Genomic DNA, 19,162 nt, shown 5'->3' with positions numbered 1-19,162 from the left:
CACCCCGCGACGGCGGCGCGCGTCAGTCTTCGTCGGACGACGGCTGGCGTCCCGCGTCGGTGGCCGGCATCTTCCGGTAGATCGTGTTGCGCGAGACACCGAGCGCGCGCGCCGCGGCGGACACGTTGCCGCCATGACGCGCGAGCGCGGCGGCGATCGCGGACGCGGCGACGTCCTGCAGGCGCGCGTCGGCGGGCGGCAGCGCGTCCGCGACGTACGGCCCGGCGCTCGCCGCGGCAGGCGAATCGGGCGCCGCCGGCACGGGCTGCGCATCGCCGCGCCGCAGGTCGTCGAAGAAGTCGTCGGGCAGGTGCTCGCGGCGGATTTCGCCGTCGTCGTCGACCATCGCGGCCGCCGTGCGCAGCAGGTTGCCGAGCTGGCGGAAGTTGCCCGGCCACGTGCACCGCACGAACAACTCCATGACGTCCGGCGCGACCGACAGCGGCGGCCGGCCCGGCCCCGCGAACGCTTCGCGCTGCAGCATCTTCTGCACGACGACCGCGAGATCCGTGCGGTCGCGCAACGGCGGCAGGCGCACCACGAGGCCGTTCAGCCGGTAGTAGAGATCCTCACGAAAACGGTTCTGCGCGATCATGTCGCGCAAGTCGCGGTGCGTCGCGCAGATGATCGCGATGTCGACGGCGATCGTCTTCGTCGACCCGAGCGGGTTGACGAGGCGCTCCTGCAGCACGCGCAGCAGCCGCACCTGCAGCGGATACGGCATGTCGCCGATCTCGTCGAGGAACAGCGTGCCGCCGTTCGCCTGCAGCAGCTTGCCGATCGCCCCCTTGCGGCGCGCGCCGGTGAACGCGCCCTCCTCGTAGCCGAACAGCTCGGACTCGATCAGCGTCTCCGGAATCGACGCGCAGTTGACCGCGACGAACGGCGCGTCGCGGCGCGGCGAGTCGTTGTGGATCGCCTGCGCGAGCAGTTCCTTGCCGGTACCGGTCTCGCCGGTGATCAGGATCGGGATGTCCTTGCCGATCACCTTGCGCACCTTCGCGATCACGCTGGCGACCTGCGCATCGCCGGTGTCGAGATAGTTGAGCCGCGACAGGCCGGCCGACGTGCCCGCCGCCGGCGCGGGCACCGCATTCCCGCGCGCGCCCGGCGCCCCTGCATCGTGGACGTCCGTCGGCCGGCTGCCTTCGGCGAGCGTCGCGCGGCGAAAATGCACGCGCGCGCAGACCACCGCGCCGTTGCCGAGATTGAGCATCAGGTGCCGGTCGGTGCTCGCGCGCATGCGGTCGATCAGCTGGGCGCTGGTGACGTCGAACAGCGACGACAGCGTGTGCGCGCGCAGCGCGGCGAGCGGCATGCCGAGCTGGAATTGCGCGCTGCGATTGGCCGACAGGAAGCGGCCATCGGCGGTGAACGCGACGATCCCCTCCATCAGCGTACCGAGAAATTCGGGGCGGCCATGGAACGACACCTGCAGCGTTTCCTGAAACGTCGTCGTAAACAGATGATTCTCGATCATCTGCACCGACATCTTCGCGAGCGCCATCGTGTGCTGGTGATAGCTGCGGTGATCGCCCGTCACGTCGAGCACGCCGATCGCGTCGCCGTACGGATCGAGGATCGGCACGCTCGAACAGGTCAGGAAGCGGTTCGCGGCCAGGAAGTGCTGGTCGCCGTGGACGACCATCGGGCACAGCTCGGCCAGCGCCGTGCCGATCGCGTTGGTGCCCTGCCGGTTCTCCGCCCAGTTCGCGCCGGGGCGCAGCGCGACCTTCTCCGCGCGGCGCAGGAAATCGTCGTCGCCGATCGAATGCAGGATCAGCCCTTCCGCATCGGTCAGCACGATCATGCTCTGCGTGTTGACGATCTGCTCGTGCAGCGTCTCCATCACCGGCATCGCGTGTACGCACAGCACCCGGCTCTGCTCGCGCTTGAGCACCAGCGCCGCGTTCGACAGCACGTCGTAGTCGGGCCGTGCCGATACCTGCAGGCCGAACGTCTCCGAGCGCTCATGGGCCTTCTGGATCGACGGCGCGGGCCAGCCGGCGGGATGCGCGGCCCGTGACCCGGCCGCCTGCTCTACGTCATCGCGCATTGTCTCCTCCGGGGGATCCTTCCGGTCAACTGCCGGACTCTTTGCCGTCATTGCAAGCAAGCATCGGGCCACGCTGGCGCCACGCAACGAAACTGAAAGGATGATGTAATGAATCGACCGGGCGCAGCGGCGGCGTGTCGCGTCAGGCGACGGCCTGCCTTCGTGATACCGTGATTTCCCGACGCGTGACTACCCGTGCGAATCCGGATCTTCGCGGCTGGCGCGCTTCTGGCTTGCTTCTCGCTTGGTCGCAGGGCAGGCCCGGTCACCGTCCGGCCGCCGAAAGTGCCCCCTTCCGAACCCTATCGACAGACATGACGCGTCGCCCGACTCGATCCACGCCATCGCCCGCGCCGCGGGCCTTGCCCGATACGCCGGCGTCACCGGCCACGCCCGTACGCCGGCGCCTGCACCGCGACGCGCAATCGATCGCCTTCGCCGTGGCCGGCGCCGCGCAGGGCCATCCGGTCGTCGTGCTGCACGGCGGGCCCGGCAGCGGCAGCCAGCCCGGCATCCTGCGGCTGTTCGACCTCACCCGCGTGCGCGTCGTGCTCGTCGATCAGCGCGGCGCGGGCGCGTCGGGGCCGCGCGGCGGCACGCGCCACAACGACACCGCGCGGCTGATCGCGGATCTGGAGGCGGTGCGCGAGCAGCTCGGCATCGCCCGCTGGGGCGTCGTCGGCGGCTCGTGGGGCGCCGCGCTCGCGCTCGCGTATGCGGGCACGCATCCGGCGCGGGTGACGGGCGTCGTGCTGCGCGGCCTGTTCCTGACGTCGCCACGCGAAGTCCGCGGACTCTTCATGACGTCCCGCACGCGTGCGCCGCGCGAATGGCGGCGCCTGCATGCAGCGGCCGGCGGCGGCCGGCCGGATCGCCTGCTGTCGCGCTGCGCTGCCGGGCTGCGCCCCGGCGCGAACACAGCCCGCCAGCGCGCGGTGGCGCTCGCGTGGCACGCATACGAAAGCGCGATCCTCGCATCGGCACGCACGCGCCGCTCGCCCGTGCGTGCGGTCCGTTCGAACCGGACCGTCGGCCGTCTGATCGACAAATACCGGGTCCAGGCGCACTACCTGCAACACGACTGCTGGCTCGGCGAGCGCCGCGTGCTCGCGCTCGCGCGACGGGCCGCACAGGCCAGCGTGCCGCTGTTCGCCGCGCATGGGGTACACGATCCCGTTTGCCCGCTCGGCAACGTCGAACGCCTCGCGCGGGCCGTACCCGAAGCGGAAATCGAACGCGTGCAGGCCGGACATCTGGCAAGCGACCCGGCATTGGCGCGCAGCGTCGCGCGCGCCGTCAATGCGATGTTCGCGACGGTGCAGCTCACGTAACGGCCCCGCACTCGCTCGCGTCATGACGCGACGACACATGCAAGCGCGCCACACGCGACCGCGCGCCGCTCAATCCCACGCATAGCGCACGCCGACCCACGCGCCGCGCGGCGCGCCCGGCCCGACGAACTGCTCGTTCACCGGATGAGCGCCATCGAATGTATGGTTCGGCCCGTTGAAGAAATTCTGGCCGAGTGCGCCGAAGCTCGCGTAGCGCTTGTCGAGCAGGTTCGTCACACTCGCGAACACCTCGAACCGCTTCGTGATCCGGTAACGCATGTCGAGATCGACCAGCACGTAGCCCGCGATCCGGCCGTTCACATCCCCGTTGTTCTCGTCGCCGCGTGCGTACACGCCGCCGCGCCAGGTCACGTTCGCGCCGATGTCCCACGCGGGCGTCGCTGCGTAGTCGAGCCGCAGTTTCACCGTATGCGCGGGAATGCCGGGGATGCGGTCGCCCGGCTTGACCGTCACGTTGCCGTTCGCGTCGGCCGCCGAATTCGCCGGGCTGTGTTCGGTCCACGACGATCGGTAGGTCGCGTCGACATAGCTGTACGACAGCCCGACACCGAGCGGGCCGACCCGCGTGCGGCCGGCGAGCTCGATACCCTGCCGCCGCGTATCGCCGACGTTGCGGAAGTAACCCTGCGCGCTGGCCGGGCTGCTGATGAACTGGATATCGTCGGTCAGCGTCGTGCGATAGGCGGCGGCGCTCCAGGTCGTCGCCGCGCCGATGCGGCCGCGCATGCCGGCCTCGAACGTCTTCGAGATCACCGGTTTGAGCGCCGGGTCGGCGATGAAGTCGTTCGGCAGCGAACACGGCGCCGCCGGGTCCGCGCACGCGAGCTCGATCGCGGTCGGCGAACGCATGCCTTCGTTGTACGTCGCATAGGCGGTAAAGCCCGGGACCGGGTTCCAGTTGAGCCCGACGGCCGGGTTGAAGCGCGAGAACACATGGCTGCCGTCGAGTAGCGGCTGCACGCCGCTCTCGTCGCCGATCTGCGCTTTCGACCAGTCGTAGCGGCCCGACAGCGTCAGCGTCCAGTGCGGCGTCAGCGACAGCGCATCGCTCAGGTACAGGCCAAAGTTCGCGTTGCGCGTCTTCGCGCTGGTCTGCGGAACGAAATCGCCGATGCCGATCGCCGCGCGCGCATCGGTAAACGATGCGTCCTGCGACGACGCGACGTAGCTCGAATTCGCGACATCGGCCGAGACGCCCGCGACCAGCCGGTTCGCCAGCCCGCCGAGCTTGCCGAGCAGCGTGAGTTGCACGCTGCCGCCGTAGCTGTCGGTGACGATCGTCGATTGCGCATTGCTGCCCTGCACCGTGTCGACCGTGCCGTCCTCGTCCACCGATCCGTAATCCGTATTGTTGTTGCTGCTCGTGTTGGTGTTGCGCAGGTGCCGGTAGTACGCGTTGCCGCTCAACTCGACGTGTTCGCCGAAAAATCGCTCGCCCGACAGTGTCAGGTAGCCGGCGCTGTTGCGGTTCCGGTCCGGATACGTATACGCCTGCTTCCGGTTGTCGAGGAACGAGCGCGGGATCGTCTGGGTGCCGGACAGCGTGTTGTCCGCGCCGCCCGCGGCAATCGACAGCGTCGTGTCCGCATCGGTGTAGCGCAGCTTGCCGAACGCCTGCCGCACGCGGCTCGCGTTATGGTCGGCCCAGCCGCCGTCGTTCGCGACGTTCGCGGTCGCGTAGTAGTCGAGGTTCGAGCCGACCGTGCCGCCCTGCTCGACGCTGGCGGTCTTGCGGCCCCATGAGCCGCCCGACACCTCCGCTTCGCCGCCCGGGTTCGACCTGCCGTTCTTCGTCGTGATCGCGAGCGCACCGCCGAGCGTGTTGAGCCCGTACACCGGGTTGGAGCCCGGAATCAGCTGCACGCGGTCGATCGCCTGCGTGGGCAGGATGTCCCAGTTCACGACGTCGCCGAACGGCTCGTTCACGCGCACGCCGTCGACGAACACCGACAACCCCTGCGGCGTGCCGAGCAGCGGCGACGCGGTGAAGCCGCGATAGTTGACGTCCGCCTGATACGGGTTGCCCTGCGCGTCCGAGATCGTCACGCTCGGCAGGTTCGCCGCGAAGAAATCGGTGAGCGTCGCGCGGTGCTGCGCGTCGAGCTCCACCGCACGCACGCTCTGCACGTTCGCCGGCACTTTCGACAGCGGCGTGCCGATCCCGGGCAGCGGCGTCGTGCCGACGACGACCACCGCGGGCAGCACGATGGCCGGCGGCTCGGCCGGCGCGATCGCGCCGCCGTCGGGCTGCTGCTGCGCGCGCACGCTGCCGGGCGGCAGGCCGAACAGCGCCAACGTGCCAACGGTCACGCCAACGCATCGCGCACGCCGGCCACGCCGCATCGCGCCGTACCATCCGGCGGCCTTTGGTCTCCTGATCATTCCGTTGTCTCCGCACTTGTATTTCGCCGGGCCGTGCGATGCACCGCGCGGCGACGGGTTGTCGCGACACCGGCGTGCGAGAACCGTGCCAGCGCCGCGAGCACGAGCAGCGCGCGCTGCGCCGCACATCGCTTCGGAACGGCACGCGTGCGACCGATTCGCCGCTGTCCCGCGGACTGCACCACCTGTCATGTTTGGCAACACTTCGCGCGCGCCGGTGTACCTGAATGCAACACCTGCGTCGACGTCATGACGCGCACCGTCGCTCGGCGCATCACCCGCGATGCGTCCGCGTGCCGCGCCGCACCGGCTTCCGGCCGCGATGGCATGCGACTTGCGTAACGGGCAGTGCACTCGGCCCGGAAACCCCAACCGTGCCGGCGCGACGCAACGTTCGCGGCGGTGCGACCACAATGACCCAGGAGACAACCATGAAGAAACTCTCGGCTTCAGCGAGCCGGCTGGCGACGATCGGCATCGCGGTGGCGGCCGCCGTCGCGCTGAACCCCGGCCTCGTCGAAGCGGCCGCGGATTACCCGGCCGTGACCTACCAGCGCCTGACCGATGCACACGGCGACCCGGGCTGGCTGACCTACTACCGCACCTACGACGGCCGCTCGCATTCGCCGCTCAAGCAGATCGACACGTCGAACGCGAAGGATCTCAAGCAGGTGTGGGCGTACAAGTTCCCCGCCGACCTGAAGCAGGGCTTCGAGGCCACGCCGATCGTCAACGGCAACTACCTGTTCGTGACGACGCCGAAGGACAACGTCTACGCGTTCGATGCAAAGACCGGCAAGCAGCTGTGGAAATACGAGCCGAAGCTCGGCGCGGCCTCGTTCAAGACCGCGTGCTGCGACGTCGTCAACCGCGGCGTCGCGCTGTACGGCAAGAACGTCTACATCGCGATGCTGAACGGCGAAATCGCGGCGCTCGACGCGCAGACCGGCACGCTCGTGTGGAAGAAGCAGATGTTCGAGCCGGGTCTCGGCTACGCGTTTTCGCTGGCGCCGCTCGCGATCGACGGCGCGATCGTCGTCGGCACGTCCGGCGGCGAATACGGCATTCGCGGCTACATCGCCGCGCTGAATCCGGAGGACGGCTCGCAGGTCTGGAAACGCTACACGATCCCGGCCGCCGGCGAAAAGGGCGCGGAAACCTGGCCCGACGGCATGCAGAGCCATGGCGGCGGCGCCGCGTGGCTCACCGGCACCTACGACGCCGCGTCGCGCACGCTGTACTGGGGGGTCGGCAACCCCGGCCCGTGGCTCGCCGCGCTGCGCCCCGGCGACAACCTGTATTCCGACTCGCTGCTCGCGCTCGATGCGAAGAGCGGCAACCTGAAGTGGCACTACCAGTACACGAACAACGACACGTGGGACTACGACGGCGTGAACGCGGCCGTCCTCGCGGACATCAAGTACAAGGGCAAGGACTACGACGCGATCATCCACGCCGACCGCAACGGCTTCTTCCACGCGATCGACCGCACGACCGGCAAGCTGATCTACGCGACGCCGTTCGTGAAGGCGCTGTCGGTCACCGGCTACACGGACGACGGCAAGCCGATCCAGGACGCATCGAAGTTCCCGAAGGCCGGCACGACGATCGAAACGTGCCCGAGCTTCCTCGGCGGCAAGAACTGGTGGTCGATCTCGTACGACCAGGAACGCAACATCGCGGTCGTGCCGGCGCTGCATGCGTGCATGAGCCTGACCGGCAAGTCGGTCAGCTACATGGAAGGCCTGCCGTATCTCGGCGAAGGCTTCGAGATCAAGCCCGAACCGGGCAGCGAAGGCTACGGCGAACTGACGGCCATCGACGTGAACACCGGCAAGAAGCTGTGGAGCCACTGGTCGAAGAAGCCGTGGAACGGCGGCGTCGCGACCACCGCGAGCGGCCTCGCGTTCAGCGGCTCGCTCGACGGCCACCTGTACGCGTTCGACACGGCAACCGGCAAGGTGCTGTGGGAAAGCCCGCAACTCGCGAGCGGCATCATCTCGCAGCCGTCGGTGTATGAAGTCGACGGCAAGGAGTATGTCGCGGTGCTCGCCGGCTACGGCGGCGCGAACCCGATCTGGGGCGGCCCGATGGCCGACATCGCGAAGGACGTTCCGCGCGGCGGCACGCTCTACGTGTTCGCGCTCAACTGACCCGGCGCCACACCCGAGTCGCGCCCGCATGCGCCCGATGCGGGCGCGACGCCCCACCCGCTTCAACCGGACACCGACCATGAATACTCGCCTCACTTCCGTTACCGTCGCCAGTCTGCTCGCCGTGGGCGTGGCGCTGACACCGGCAACCGCATCGGCCGGCGTGCGCATCTGCACGCTGCCCGGCAGCCCCACCACGGCGCTCGACCGCGCCGTCGCGCGCGAAGTGTTCCGCACCGCGGGCATCGCCGCGACCTTCAACACACGCGGCGTCGACGACAACGGCGACGACGACGGCATCTCCGCCAGCGAGCTGACGAAATCGCTCGAACGCGACTGCGACGTGATCGCCGGCTTCCCGCGCTCCGCGATCGCCGATGCGTCGGGATCGAAGATGACATTCTCGCAAGGCTATCTGCGCTCCGGCTACGTCAGCGTGTCGCTGCGCGATGCGCCCGCGCCGTCCGGCGCGAAGGAAACGATCGCGGCCACCTACGGCAGCCCGTCGCAACTGATCGCCGCGCAGCAGACGAACGCGCGCTTCGATCTCGAGAACACGAGCGAGAAAACGATCGGCGCGCTCGCCGCCGGCCGTGCGCAGCGCGCGATCGTCTGGTATCCGAGCGTCGTCGCGTACGAGCGTGCTCACCCGAAACAACGGTTCCAGGTGGCGGCGACGTCATCGTCGTACTCCGACTGGCAACTATCGTTCGCGTTCGGGCCGGGCAAGGACGCGCTGCAACAGCGCATCGACGCCACGCTGTCGCAACTGAGCGGCAACGGCCGCCTCGCATCGCTCACGCGCGGCTGGACGCTGCCCGACGGCATCGCGCAAGCCGCCGCCACGCGCGTGCCCGGCCGGTTTCTCGACGGCGCGATCGCGTCCGCGCAGCGGCCCGGCTTCGTCAAGGTGTCGACGAGCGAAGGCAGCGGCGTCCCGTCGTTCGACCAGGCGCAGGTGCAACACGGCAAGAAGCTCTACGGCGATGCGTGCGCGAAATGCCACGGCGACCAGCTCGAGGGCAATACCGCGCCCGCGCTGAGCGGGGAATCGTTCGCGCCCGAAGGCAAGTCGCACATCACGGTCGGCGGCATCTTCCTGTACATGTCGAGCAACATGCCGGCCGATCGCCCCGGCAAGATGACCGCACAGGAATACGAGGACCTGATGGCGTTCCTGCTTTATTCGAACGGCTACGACGCGTCGAAGAGCAAGCTGACCGCCGAGATCGCGAATGCGTCGAAGGCGCCGCTGATCGCCGGGCCGCGCAAGTAACCGCTCCACTCTCTTTCGTTTCGATCCACCGCCGCGCCGGGCAGCTTGTCCGGCGCGCGGGCCGGGTTTTTTCCGTTCATTTCATTCAGGACCGCATCATGATCTCCCGTCATCGCAGAACCTTCTTCGTGCAGACCGCCGGCCTGTGCGCCGCGCTCGCGGCCGGCACGCGCGCATTCGCCGCCGCACCGCCCGTCGACGAAAACGACGCGGCGGCGAAGACGCTCGGCTACCGCGCCAAGGCGACGACCGTCGACGCCGGCAAGTTCCCGAAGTACCAGGCCGGCCAGACGTGCTCGAACTGCCGCTTCTACAAGGCCGCCGCGGGCGAATCCTCCGGCACGTGCCCGATGTTCGCGGGCAAGACGGTTGCCGCGGAAGGCTGGTGCAACGTCTATGCCAAGCTCGCTTGACGCCGGGCCCGCACGCGAACGCGACGGCGCGCCGTCGCCGTGTCGCGGCGCCCACGCCGACCGCGCCGCGCATCTGCATGCGCTGATCGCGCTGGGCATCGATCGCGGCTACGTGACGCACAGTGAAATCGCCGATGCGTTGCCCGACGACGCGACCGACGGCGCGGATGTGGACGCCGCCGCGTCGATGCTGCGCGAGCTCGGCATCGACGTGCGCGAGCATGCCAGCGCGCATACCGCATGGACGCTCGATCGTCATTTCGCGCAAGTGACGGAAGTCGCGTCGCCGCTCGCCGACGCATCGACGCCGCTTGCGGCCGACGATCTGCTCGCGGGCCGGACCAACGACCCGATCCGGCTCTATCTGCGGGAAATGAGCGCGACGCCGCTGCTCGAACGCGACGAAGAGATCGCGCTCGCGCTGCGTCTGGAAAGCGGCCGCGCGGCGTGCATCGACGCGTTGAGCCGCGATCCGGCGGCACTCGCCGCCGTCGCGGCGATCGCAGACGACATTCGTGCCGGCAAGGTGGCGGCGTCGGTTTACGTGACGGGGTTCGCCGGCGATGCCGAATCGCCTGCAAGTGCGCCGGCGACGTTGCCCGACGATCCGGCCACCGAATCATCGGCGCCCAACGACGACGCCGATCTTTCCCTCGACAGCCCGGCGTGGCGCGATACGGTCGTCGACGCGCTCGAACGTGTCGGTGCGCTGGCGCCCGCGATGCAGCGTGCATTGCATGCAGACGGTTTCGCGTCGGCCGCTTACCGGACGCTGCTGCGCGAGGCGACCGCGTCGACCGGCCGCATCCGCTTCACCTCGCGCGCGATCGAACGGATCGGGCAAGCGAACGGCGAGCGTGCGACTCGGGCGCGCACGTTCGAAAAACGACTCGTCGATACGCTGGCCACCGCGGGCATACGTGCCGAATCGGCGCACCACGACCTCTTCACGCCGTGCGACGACGTACGCGCATGGCTACACGCCTGCCGCGCCGCGCACCCTGACTGCGCCGCCGCGCTCGCCCGCCACGCGCCGGCGCTGATCGACGCGCGCGGCGCGCTCGCTCGCCTCGCCGGCCAGTCTGCGCTGCCGCTCGACATCGCGATCGCGCTCGATGCGCGGCTCGCGCGTATCGAGCGGGCGATGCAGCCCGCGAGAACGAAGCTGTTCCAGAGCAATCTGCGGCTCGCGGTGTCGGTCGCCAAACGCTATGCCGATCGTGGCCTGCCGTTCTCCGATCTGATCCAGGAAGGCAATATCGGCCTGATGAAGGCCGTCGATCGCTACGATCACCGGCGCGGCTTCAAATTCTCGACGTATGCGACGTGGTGGATCCGGCAGGCGATCACGCATGCGCTCGCCGATCTGGGTCGCACGATACGCGTGCCCGCGCATACGGTCGATACGCTGAACAAACTGTCGCGGCTCGCGCGACTCCATCGGCAACGCACCGGCGACGTCGCCGACGCGCGGGCGCTCTCCACGCAGATGCGGCTGCCGGTCGACAAGGTGCGCGAGCTGATGAGCATCGTGCGCGAGCCGATCTCTGCCGACCTGCCGGTTTCGCCCGATCACGACCTCACACTGTGCGACGTCACGATCGACCCCGACGCGCCGACGCCGGAAGAAGCCGCGAGCGCCGGTCAGTTGCGTGCGGCGGTTGCCGAGCTGATCGACAGCCTCCCGGTACGCGAGGCGTGGATTCTTCGCCTGAGGTACGGCATCGATGTCGACAACGAATATTCGCTGCGCGAGATCGGCCGGCAACTGAACCTGTCGGCCGAGCGCGTGCGTCAGCTCGAGGTATCGGCGCTCGAACGCATCCGGCAATTCAGGCACGCACCGGCGCTTCGCTCGCTGCTCGCCTGACGCGGCGGTGCCGCGCGACCATCTGCCGGCTCGCCCCAACTGCTCAGGACTGCAACACGACCTGCTGCATTTCTGAACGCCACACGGCATCGCGCGACCGTCCGCGATACAGCGCGACCAATCAGGTCGAGCACCACACGCCCGGCCGTCGCGACTTTCGCCGCCAGCGCATACCAGTCGCGCAACTGGCACGCATGTTGCGTTTTCCCGAGCGCCGTCAGGAATCACATGAACGCATGGAGACACGCTTGTCCAAGATCGAATCGGTTCTTCACGAAACCCGTCAGTTCGCGCCGCCCGCGGCGCTCGAGAAGACGGCGACCATTTCCGGCATGCCGGCCTACCGCGCGCTCGTCGCCGAGGCCGAGCAGGATTACGAAGGCTTCTGGGCGCGGCTCGCGCGCGAAGGCCTCACGTGGCACAAGCCGTTCACCAAGGTGCTCGACGAGCGCAACGCGCCGTTCTACACATGGTTCGACGACGGCGAGCTGAACGCGTCGTACAACTGCCTCGACCGCCACGTCGAAGCCGGCAACGGCGAGCGCGTCGCGGTGATCTTCGAGGCCGACGACGGCACCGTCACCCGCGTCACCTATGCGGACCTGCTCGCACGCGTGTCGCGCTTCGCCAATGCGCTGAAGAAACGCGGCATCGGCAAGGGCGATCGCGTCGTCATCTACATTCCGATGTCGATCGAAGGCATCGTCGCGATGCAGGCCTGCGCGCGCATCGGCGCGACGCACTCGGTCGTGTTCGGCGGCTTCTCCGCGAAATCGCTGAACGAGCGGCTCGTCGACGTCGGCGCGGTCGCGCTGATCACCGCCGACGAGCAGGCCCGCGGCGGCAAGACGCTGCCGCTCAAGAGCATCGCCGACGAGGCGATCGCGCTGGGCGGCTGCGAAGCGGTCAAGAGCGTGATCGTCTATCGCCGCACCGGCGGCAAGATCGACTGGCATGCGGAGCGCGATCTGTGGATGCATGAGCTGACCGACGGCGAATCCGACCGCTGCGAGCCGACCTGGGTCGGCGCCGAGCATCCGCTGTTCATCCTGTATACGTCGGGCTCGACCGGCAAGCCGAAGGGCGTGCAGCACAGCACGGGCGGCTACCTGCTGTGGGCCGCGCAGACGATGAAGTGGACCTTCGACTGGAAACCCGACGACGTGTTCTGGTGCACGGCCGACATCGGCTGGGTCACGGGCCATACATACATCACCTACGGCCCGCTCGCGTGCGGCGGCACGCAGGTCGTGTTCGAGGGCGTGCCGACGTATCCGGACGCCGGCCGTTTCTGGAAGATGATCGGCGATCACAAGGTCACCGTGTTCTACACCGCGCCGACCGCGATCCGTTCGCTGATCAAGGCGGCCGAAGCCGACGACAAGGTGCATCCGAAGAGCTATGACCTGTCGAGCCTGCGCATCATCGGCACGGTCGGCGAGCCGATCAATCCGGAAGCGTGGATGTGGTACCACAAGCACGTCGGCCACGAGCGCTGCCCGATCGTCGACACGTGGTGGCAGACCGAAACCGGCGGCCACATGATCACGCCGCTGCCGGGCGCCACGCCGACCGTGCCGGGCTCGTGCACGCTGCCGCTGCCGGGCATCACGGCCGCGGTGGTCGACGAGACGGGGCAGGACGCGCCGAACGGGCAAGGCGGGATTCTCGTCGTCAAGCGGCCGTGGCCCGCGATGATCCGCACCATCTGGGGCGACCCGGAGCGTTTCAAGAAGAGTTATTACCCGGAAGAACTCGGCGGCACGCTCTATCTGGCCGGCGACGGCACCGTGCGCGACAAGGAGACCGGCTACTTCACGATCATGGGCCGGATCGACGACGTGCTGAACGTGTCGGGCCACCGGCTGGGCACGATGGAGATCGAGTCGGCGCTGGTGTCGCATGAACTGGTGGCCGAGGCGGCGGTGGTCGGCCGTCCGGACGACACGACCGGTGAAGCAGTGGTCGCGTTCGTGGTGCTGAAGCGCTCGCGCCCGGAAGGCGACGAAGCGGCGGCGCTCGCGAAGACGCTGCGCGACTGGGTCGGCAAGCAGATCGGGCCGATCGCGAAGCCGAAGGACATCCGCTTCGGCGACAACCTGCCGAAGACCCGCTCGGGCAAGATCATGCGGCGCCTGCTGCGCTCGCTCGCGAAGGGCGAGGCGATCACGCAGGATACGTCCACGCTCGAGAATCCGGCCATCCTCGAGCAGTTGAACCGCTCGATGTAACGCCGCCCGCCACGGCGGGCGGATCGCTTCACCGCGGCGCCGCAGCACGGCCGCGAGCTCGACTCTCACACCGGGCTCGCAGCCAGGTTGCAGCGCCGTCGACAAGCATCGCCGTGCGGCCCCCGACGGCACGGCATGCAGGCGGCTCGTAACGCTTCCGCCACTGCATTTTTAATTAGTCATGCGTATTACAACACTCACAAAACGGAGACAGACGATGAAGAGCAGGACATGGACGATGTGCGCGGCGCTGCTCGGCGCGGCCGCCAGCACGAGCAGCTTCGCGCAGAGCAGCGTCACGCTGTACGGCGATCTCGACGCCGCATTGCTCTATACGAACCGATCGCTCGATTCGGCCACCGGCGGCAACGCCGGCCGCCAGTTCGCGCTGACCGACACGGGCATGACGCCGACCAACTTCGGCATCACGGGCACCGAGGATCTCGGCGGCGGGCTGCACGCGAGATTCAAGCTGGAAAGCGGCTTCAACATCACGGACGGCGCGTTCGGCCATTCGAACGGCAACTTCTTCGGCCGCCAGGCGTGGGTCGGGATCGACGGCGGCTTCGGCGAAACGAAGGTCGGCCTGCAGTTCTCGCCGTTCGTGCTGGCGATCCTCGGATCGGACCCGCGCAACGTCTCGCACTTCGGCGCCGCGCTGGTGCCGTATGTGGACAACGTGCTCGTCACCGGCCTCTTCAACCCGAACGCGATTTCGTACACGAGCCCGACGATCGCCGGGCTGACGGCCAGCGCGATGTTCGGCTTCGGCGGCAAGGCCGGCGACTTCCAGGCGGGGCGCCAGTATTCCGGCAGCCTCACCTATACGAACGGCGGTTTCATGCTCAACGCGGCACTCTACGACGGCAACGGCGGCACGTCGCCGACGCCGGTTGCGAGCACGGTCGCGTTCGTCGGCCGCACGATCGGCACTGCCTACACGTTCGGGCCGGTGACCGGCAAGGCATCGTTCACGAGCTACAAGGTCGCCGGCTCGTTCAGCAACAACGTGTATAGCGCCGGCCTCGACTATCGCGTCACGCCGGCCCTCGACCTGAACACCGGCGCGTGGTACACGACCGACCGCAACGATTCGCACAATCATTCGCTGCTGGCCGCGATCGGCGCCGACTACAGCCTGTCGAAGCGAACCGGCCTGTATGCGCAGGTCGGCGTGGTCAACAACCACGGCGCGATGAATACCGGCCTCGGCATCACCGGCGGCGCGCTGTACGGGTTGCCGGGCACGACGGTCGGCGTCAATGCCGGCATCCACCACGTGTTCTGACGCAGCGCCTGCGGACGGACGGCCGCGACAGGCCGCCCGTCCGGCTCCGCATCGCCGCGCAGCCGCCCCGGAAACGTCGCGCAAACGTGGTGCGAACGCGCCCTTGCCCGGCGCTTCTCAGTCCGTCCCGCGCACCGATCTCGATGTTTACCCGACCTCAAGTCTGCGGCCGTGCGGCCGTCAAGTCAGGAACGCACGCCCAACATCCGCCGGGAACCCGACGCGCGTGCCCTCAAGGAGACCCACCAACGTGAACTTCTTCGGAATCGGCCGCGGCCGCCGTTCATCGCGCGCGCTCGTCGGCGACATCGCCGAGCAGGCCGGCAAGCTCGGCATCGAGATCTGCGACGTGTCGGGCCACGTCGAGGAAGTCGCGGCCCGGGTCGCCCGACAGGCTGAGGTGTGCCACACGCTGCGCGAATCGGCCGCCCTCACGCTGCGCGGCAACCACCGGATCGCCGAGGCCGCGCAGCAGGTGCGCGACGTCAGCGCCAATGCGTCGAATGCGGTGCGGCAGTCGCAGCAGACGATCGAGGCATCGCTCGCGGACATTCACGGCCTCGTCGAGGGCGTCACCACGATCAGCGACCAGATGGGCGCGCTGCGCGATGCGCTCGACCACGTGCGGACCGTGTCCGAGGAAATCTCCGTCATCGCGCGCCAGACCCACCTGCTCGCGCTGAACGCCGCGATCGAGGCCGCGCGCGCCGGCGAGTCGGGTCGCAGCTTCGCGGTCGTCGCGGCCGAGGTCAAGAACCTGTCCGCGAAAACCGGGCAGGCGACGGCCCAGATCGAGACGACGCTCGCACGGCTCGCCGAGCAGACCGAGCACCTGCTCGCGGAAGGCACCGACAACGCCGCCCGCGCGCATCGCGTGCGCGAGGGCACGCGCACGATCGGCGAGGTCGTGCACGCGACCGGGCACGCGATCACCGAGCTGGCCGGCGAGGCCGAACAGATCGCATCGCTGACGGACGAGATCGAGGCGCAGTGCCATCGTCTCGACGAACAGGTGGGCGAGATGGCGTCCGGCGTCGAGAACTCGGCCGACAATTTCTCGCAGGCCAAGGACCGGCTCGGCAATCTGCTCTCCGTCTCCGAGACGCTGATCGAGCTCACCGCCGCGACCGGCATCGAATCGCCCGACACGCGCCTGATCGACACCGCGCGAAGCACGGCCGCCGCAATCAGCAAACTCTTCGAGGACGCGGTCGGCCGCGGCGACATCACGCTCGACGCGCTCTTCGACACGCACTACGAACCGATTCCCGGCACCGACCCGCAGCAGTTCATGACGCGCTTCACGGCGTTTACCGATCGCGTGCTGCCCGCCATCCAGGAGCCGGTGCTCGACGTCGACGCACGCGTCGTCTATTGCGCGAGCTTCGACCGGCAGTGCTACCTGCCGACCCACAACCGCAAGTTCTCGCTGCCTCAGCGCTCGGACGCCGCGTGGAACGCGGCGAATTGCCGGAATCGCCGGATCTACACGGACCGGACCGCGCGCATGTCCGTGGCGCATGACAAGCCGTTCCTGTTGCAGACCTATCGGCGCGACATGGGCAACGGCCAGTTCGCCCTGATGAAGGACGTGTCCGCGCCGATCGTCGTCGGCGGACGGCCATGGGGCGTGCTGCGGATCGGCTACAGCGTTTGAACCGGCGCGCGCGGGCCGCGCGCCTTACTGCTCCAGCCCCACGCCCAGCGGGCGCTGGTCGCTGCGGCCGTGATCGTCGACCACCCGCACCGTATAGCTGCCGGCCGTGCGCGGCTGCCAGAACAGCGCGTCGCCCGGCGCGCTGCGGCCGACGTACGCGTCGTTGACGAACCAGTACAGCGCATGCGCGCTCGCATCGGCAGTCGCGTTGAACGCAATGCGCGTTTCGTCGGTGGTCTTCACGCGCATCGCATACGTGCTGCCGCGCAGCGGCGACGTGATGCGCGGCGGGTCGCCTTCGACCTGCCCGGCATCGCGACACGCCGCATTCTGCGGCGGCCGCCGGCGCGGAATGCCGGCCTGCGCGAACACCTGCTGCAAGTCCGACGGCCAGAACTCGAAGACTTCCGTATGCGTGCGCTTGCCGTCGTACGGCGGGCACGCGGCCTTCCCCGTCGCGTCGTCGATCACGACGGGCCGATGCACGGTGCTCACGCGAATCGGCGACGTGCCCGGAATGAACCACGTCCAGCCCTGCTGCGGACACCATTCGTTCGGCAGGTCGCCGCTCGCGAGACAGACCCGCACGCGCTTCAGGTTCGGCGGCAGCGCGCGCGGCGGCTCGACGAGCGTACGTTCCGCATTCATCGCATCGACGACCTGAAAGAACAGCGGCGCGGCCGCATCGACCCCGACGAACGCCGTATTGGTCGAATTGTCGAAGTTGCCGACCCACACGACCAGCACGTACGGACCGAACACGCCGGCCGTCCACGCATCGCGGAACGACCATGACGTGCCGGTCTTCCAGTACACGGGCACGCTCGACGGCTGCGCGCCGCTCGTCTCGTCGGGGCGCAGGTGCTGGCGCAGCATGTCCATCGTCATGTAGCTCGCTTCGGCGCTCAGCAAGCGCCGGCCGGGCAGCGCGGGCTCGTCCGCGCGCAGCCGCAGCGGCCGGAACTCGCCGCGATTCGCGAGCATCGCGTAGAGCGCCGCGAGATCCTGCATCGTCACTTCGCCGCCGCCGAGCACGAGCGCGAGCCCGTAGTGCTGCGCGCTCGCGAGCCGGCGCACGCCGGCGTCCTGCAGGAAGCGGTACAGGTCCGGCGACTTGAGCTGCGATGCGACCCACACGGCCGGCACGTTGCGGCTGCGGTTCAGCGCGTCGGTCGCGGTGATCGGCCCGAGGAAATGGCCGTCGAAATTCTCCGGCGCGTAAGGGCCGAACGAAGTCGGCACGTCGCGCAGCACGGTCTGCGGATGCAGCACGCCCTGATCGAAGCCTAGCGCATAGATGAACGGCTTGAGCGTCGAGCCCGGCGAGCGCCGCGCGAGCGTGCCGTTCACCTGCCCGTCGATCGTCCGGTCGAAGAAGTTCGCGGAGCCGACCAGCGCCTTCACGCCCATGTCGCGCGTATCGACGAGGATGGCCGCCGCGTTGCGCACGCCGCGCGTATCGTTGCGCGCGACGTAGCGTGAAATCTGCCGTTCGAGCGTGCGTTGCAGGTCGAGATCGACGGTCGTCACGAGCCGCGCGCCGCCATCGCTGCCGTCATCGTGATCGCCATCGGCCGCCGTGGCGCCCGGCATCGTGCGCCACGCGCTGCGCGCGGCGAGCGCCTGGCCGACCGCATGCGGCGCGTCGAACGGCAGCGCGGACAGCGGCCGCATCGCGAGCGGCAATGCGAACAACGGCGCGAGCGACGCATCGCCCGGATGCTTCGTCAGCCAGCGCGCATACAGCCGGTTGCGCGACGCGGCCAGCGCCCGGTTGATCGCGTCCTGCCCGCCGCGCACGCGCCGCGCCGGGTCCTGCGGAATCACCGCGAGCGCGAGCGCTTCGGGCAGCGTCAGCGCGTCCGGCATCCGGTCGAAATAGACGACGCTCGCGGTGCCCGCGCCTTCGACGTTGCGGCCGTACGGCGCGTCGTTCAGATACGCTTCGAGAATCTGCCGCTTCGAGTAGAACAGTTCGAGCTGCACCGCGCGCGCGACCTGTTCGAGCTTGCCGGCCGGCGTGCGCGTGTTCAGCTTCCACAGCGAGCGCGCGAGCTGCATCGTCAGCGTCGAGCCGCCCTGCGGATTGCCGCCGCGCACGTAGGTGATCCACGCGCCGCGCAAGAGCCCGTACGGATTGAAACCCGGATGCCACCGGAACCAGCGGTCCTCGTGCAGCATCACCGCTTCGACGAGTTGCGGCGACATCCGGTCGAGCGGCACCCACAGCCGGTAGCGATCGTCCTTCGCGAGCGTCAGGCGCAGCAGTCGGCCCTGCGCGTCCGTCACCGCGACGGACGACGGTTTCCAGTCGCGCAGCGGCGGATGCGGCCACAGCCGGCACGCGGCCAGCGCGCCGAACACGAGCAACGCGCCCGCGAGCCAGTTCTGCCAGCGATGCAGCCAGCGGCCGGCGCCGTGCAGCCCGCGCCGGAGCAGGGATGCGTCAGCCACGCGCGGCCGCTCCTGGCGACGTGCAACGCG

11 protein-coding genes are annotated in these 19,162 nt (G+C 68.9%); 8 read left to right on the top strand and 3 right to left on the bottom strand.

Annotation, left to right across the window (positions count from 1 at the left end; genetic code table 11):
• Window positions 1-22: 22 nt before the first annotated feature.
• On the bottom strand, window positions 23-2,056 hold the full coding sequence (locus BLS50_RS27635) for a sigma-54-dependent Fis family transcriptional regulator (protein WP_074805680.1): 2,034 nt from the start codon (window positions 2,054-2,056) through the stop codon (window positions 23-25).
• A 314-nt stretch (window positions 2,057-2,370) separates the two neighbouring features.
• Between BLS50_RS27635 and BLS50_RS27630 the strand changes: the two genes are divergently transcribed.
• Window positions 2,371-3,387, top strand: a complete 1,017-nt coding sequence (locus tag BLS50_RS27630) for an alpha/beta fold hydrolase (protein WP_074805678.1) — start codon at window positions 2,371-2,373, stop codon at window positions 3,385-3,387.
• 69 nt (window positions 3,388-3,456) lie between these two features.
• Here BLS50_RS27630 and BLS50_RS27625 read toward each other — a convergent pair whose 3' ends face one another.
• On the bottom strand, window positions 3,457-5,790 hold the full coding sequence (locus BLS50_RS27625; protein ID WP_074805676.1) for a TonB-dependent receptor: 2,334 nt from the start codon (window positions 5,788-5,790) through the stop codon (window positions 3,457-3,459).
• Between the two features lie 431 nt (window positions 5,791-6,221).
• Here BLS50_RS27625 and BLS50_RS27620 point away from each other — a divergent pair, with 431 nt between their 5' ends.
• From BLS50_RS27620 to BLS50_RS27590, 7 genes are all read left to right on the top strand, one after another.
• Window positions 6,222-7,943 (top strand): methanol/ethanol family PQQ-dependent dehydrogenase, encoded by a 1,722-nt coding sequence (locus BLS50_RS27620; protein ID WP_011547059.1) that lies wholly within the window; start codon window positions 6,222-6,224, stop codon window positions 7,941-7,943.
• Window positions 7,944-8,022: 79 nt separating this feature from the next.
• Window positions 8,023-9,219, top strand: coding sequence for a c-type cytochrome (locus BLS50_RS27615; RefSeq protein ID WP_074805673.1), 1,197 nt, complete (start codon window positions 8,023-8,025; stop codon window positions 9,217-9,219).
• A gap of 98 nt (window positions 9,220-9,317) precedes the next feature.
• On the top strand, window positions 9,318-9,632 hold the full coding sequence (locus BLS50_RS27610) for a high-potential iron-sulfur protein (RefSeq protein ID WP_074805670.1): 315 nt from the start codon (window positions 9,318-9,320) through the stop codon (window positions 9,630-9,632).
• A complete protein-coding gene (locus BLS50_RS27605; RefSeq protein WP_074805667.1) occupies window positions 9,616-11,502 on the top strand; it encodes a sigma-70 family RNA polymerase sigma factor in 1,887 nt (628 codons plus the stop codon). Before BLS50_RS27610 ends, BLS50_RS27605 begins: the two co-directional genes overlap by 17 nt.
• Before the next feature lie 248 nt (window positions 11,503-11,750).
• A complete protein-coding gene (gene acs / locus BLS50_RS27600) occupies window positions 11,751-13,733 on the top strand; it encodes an acetate--CoA ligase (RefSeq protein ID WP_074806767.1) in 1,983 nt (660 codons plus the stop codon).
• 217 nt (window positions 13,734-13,950) lie between these two features.
• Window positions 13,951-15,021: a porin gene (locus BLS50_RS27595; RefSeq protein WP_012339490.1), complete on the top strand. Its 1,071-nt coding sequence runs from the start codon at window positions 13,951-13,953 to the stop codon at window positions 15,019-15,021.
• Between the two features lie 250 nt (window positions 15,022-15,271).
• Window positions 15,272-16,678: a methyl-accepting chemotaxis protein gene (locus BLS50_RS27590; RefSeq protein ID WP_074805664.1), complete on the top strand. Its 1,407-nt coding sequence runs from the start codon at window positions 15,272-15,274 to the stop codon at window positions 16,676-16,678.
• A gap of 24 nt (window positions 16,679-16,702) precedes the next feature.
• Here BLS50_RS27590 and pbpC read toward each other — a convergent pair whose 3' ends face one another.
• On the bottom strand, window positions 16,703-19,132 hold the full coding sequence (pbpC, locus tag BLS50_RS27585; RefSeq protein ID WP_074805661.1) for a penicillin-binding protein 1C: 2,430 nt from the start codon (window positions 19,130-19,132) through the stop codon (window positions 16,703-16,705).
• Between the last annotated feature and the right edge of the window lie 30 nt (window positions 19,133-19,162).

The sequence above is a fragment of the Burkholderia orbicola genome (assembly GCF_900100915.1).
Lineage (GTDB): Bacteria > Pseudomonadota > Gammaproteobacteria > Burkholderiales > Burkholderiaceae > Burkholderia > Burkholderia orbicola.
Note: the sequence above shows the minus strand (reverse complement) of the source record. Positions and strands in the feature narration are given on the sequence as shown.

Coding starts and splice junctions, on each gene's coding strand:
- BLS50_RS27610 (WP_074805670.1), top strand. CDS start 9,318: ATGATCTCCCGTCATCGCAGAACCTTCTTCGTGCAGACCGCCGGCCTG.
- BLS50_RS27620 (WP_011547059.1), top strand. CDS start 6,222: ATGAAGAAACTCTCGGCTTCAGCGAGCCGGCTGGCGACGATCGGCATC.
- BLS50_RS27635 (WP_074805680.1), bottom strand. CDS start 2,056: ATGCGCGATGACGTAGAGCAGGCGGCCGGGTCACGGGCCGCGCATCCC.
- BLS50_RS27630 (WP_074805678.1), top strand. CDS start 2,371: ATGACGCGTCGCCCGACTCGATCCACGCCATCGCCCGCGCCGCGGGCC.
- BLS50_RS27595 (WP_012339490.1), top strand. CDS start 13,951: ATGAAGAGCAGGACATGGACGATGTGCGCGGCGCTGCTCGGCGCGGCC.
- BLS50_RS27625 (WP_074805676.1), bottom strand. CDS start 5,790: ATGATCAGGAGACCAAAGGCCGCCGGATGGTACGGCGCGATGCGGCGT.
- BLS50_RS27615 (WP_074805673.1), top strand. CDS start 8,023: ATGAATACTCGCCTCACTTCCGTTACCGTCGCCAGTCTGCTCGCCGTG.
- BLS50_RS27605 (WP_074805667.1), top strand. CDS start 9,616: ATGCCAAGCTCGCTTGACGCCGGGCCCGCACGCGAACGCGACGGCGCG.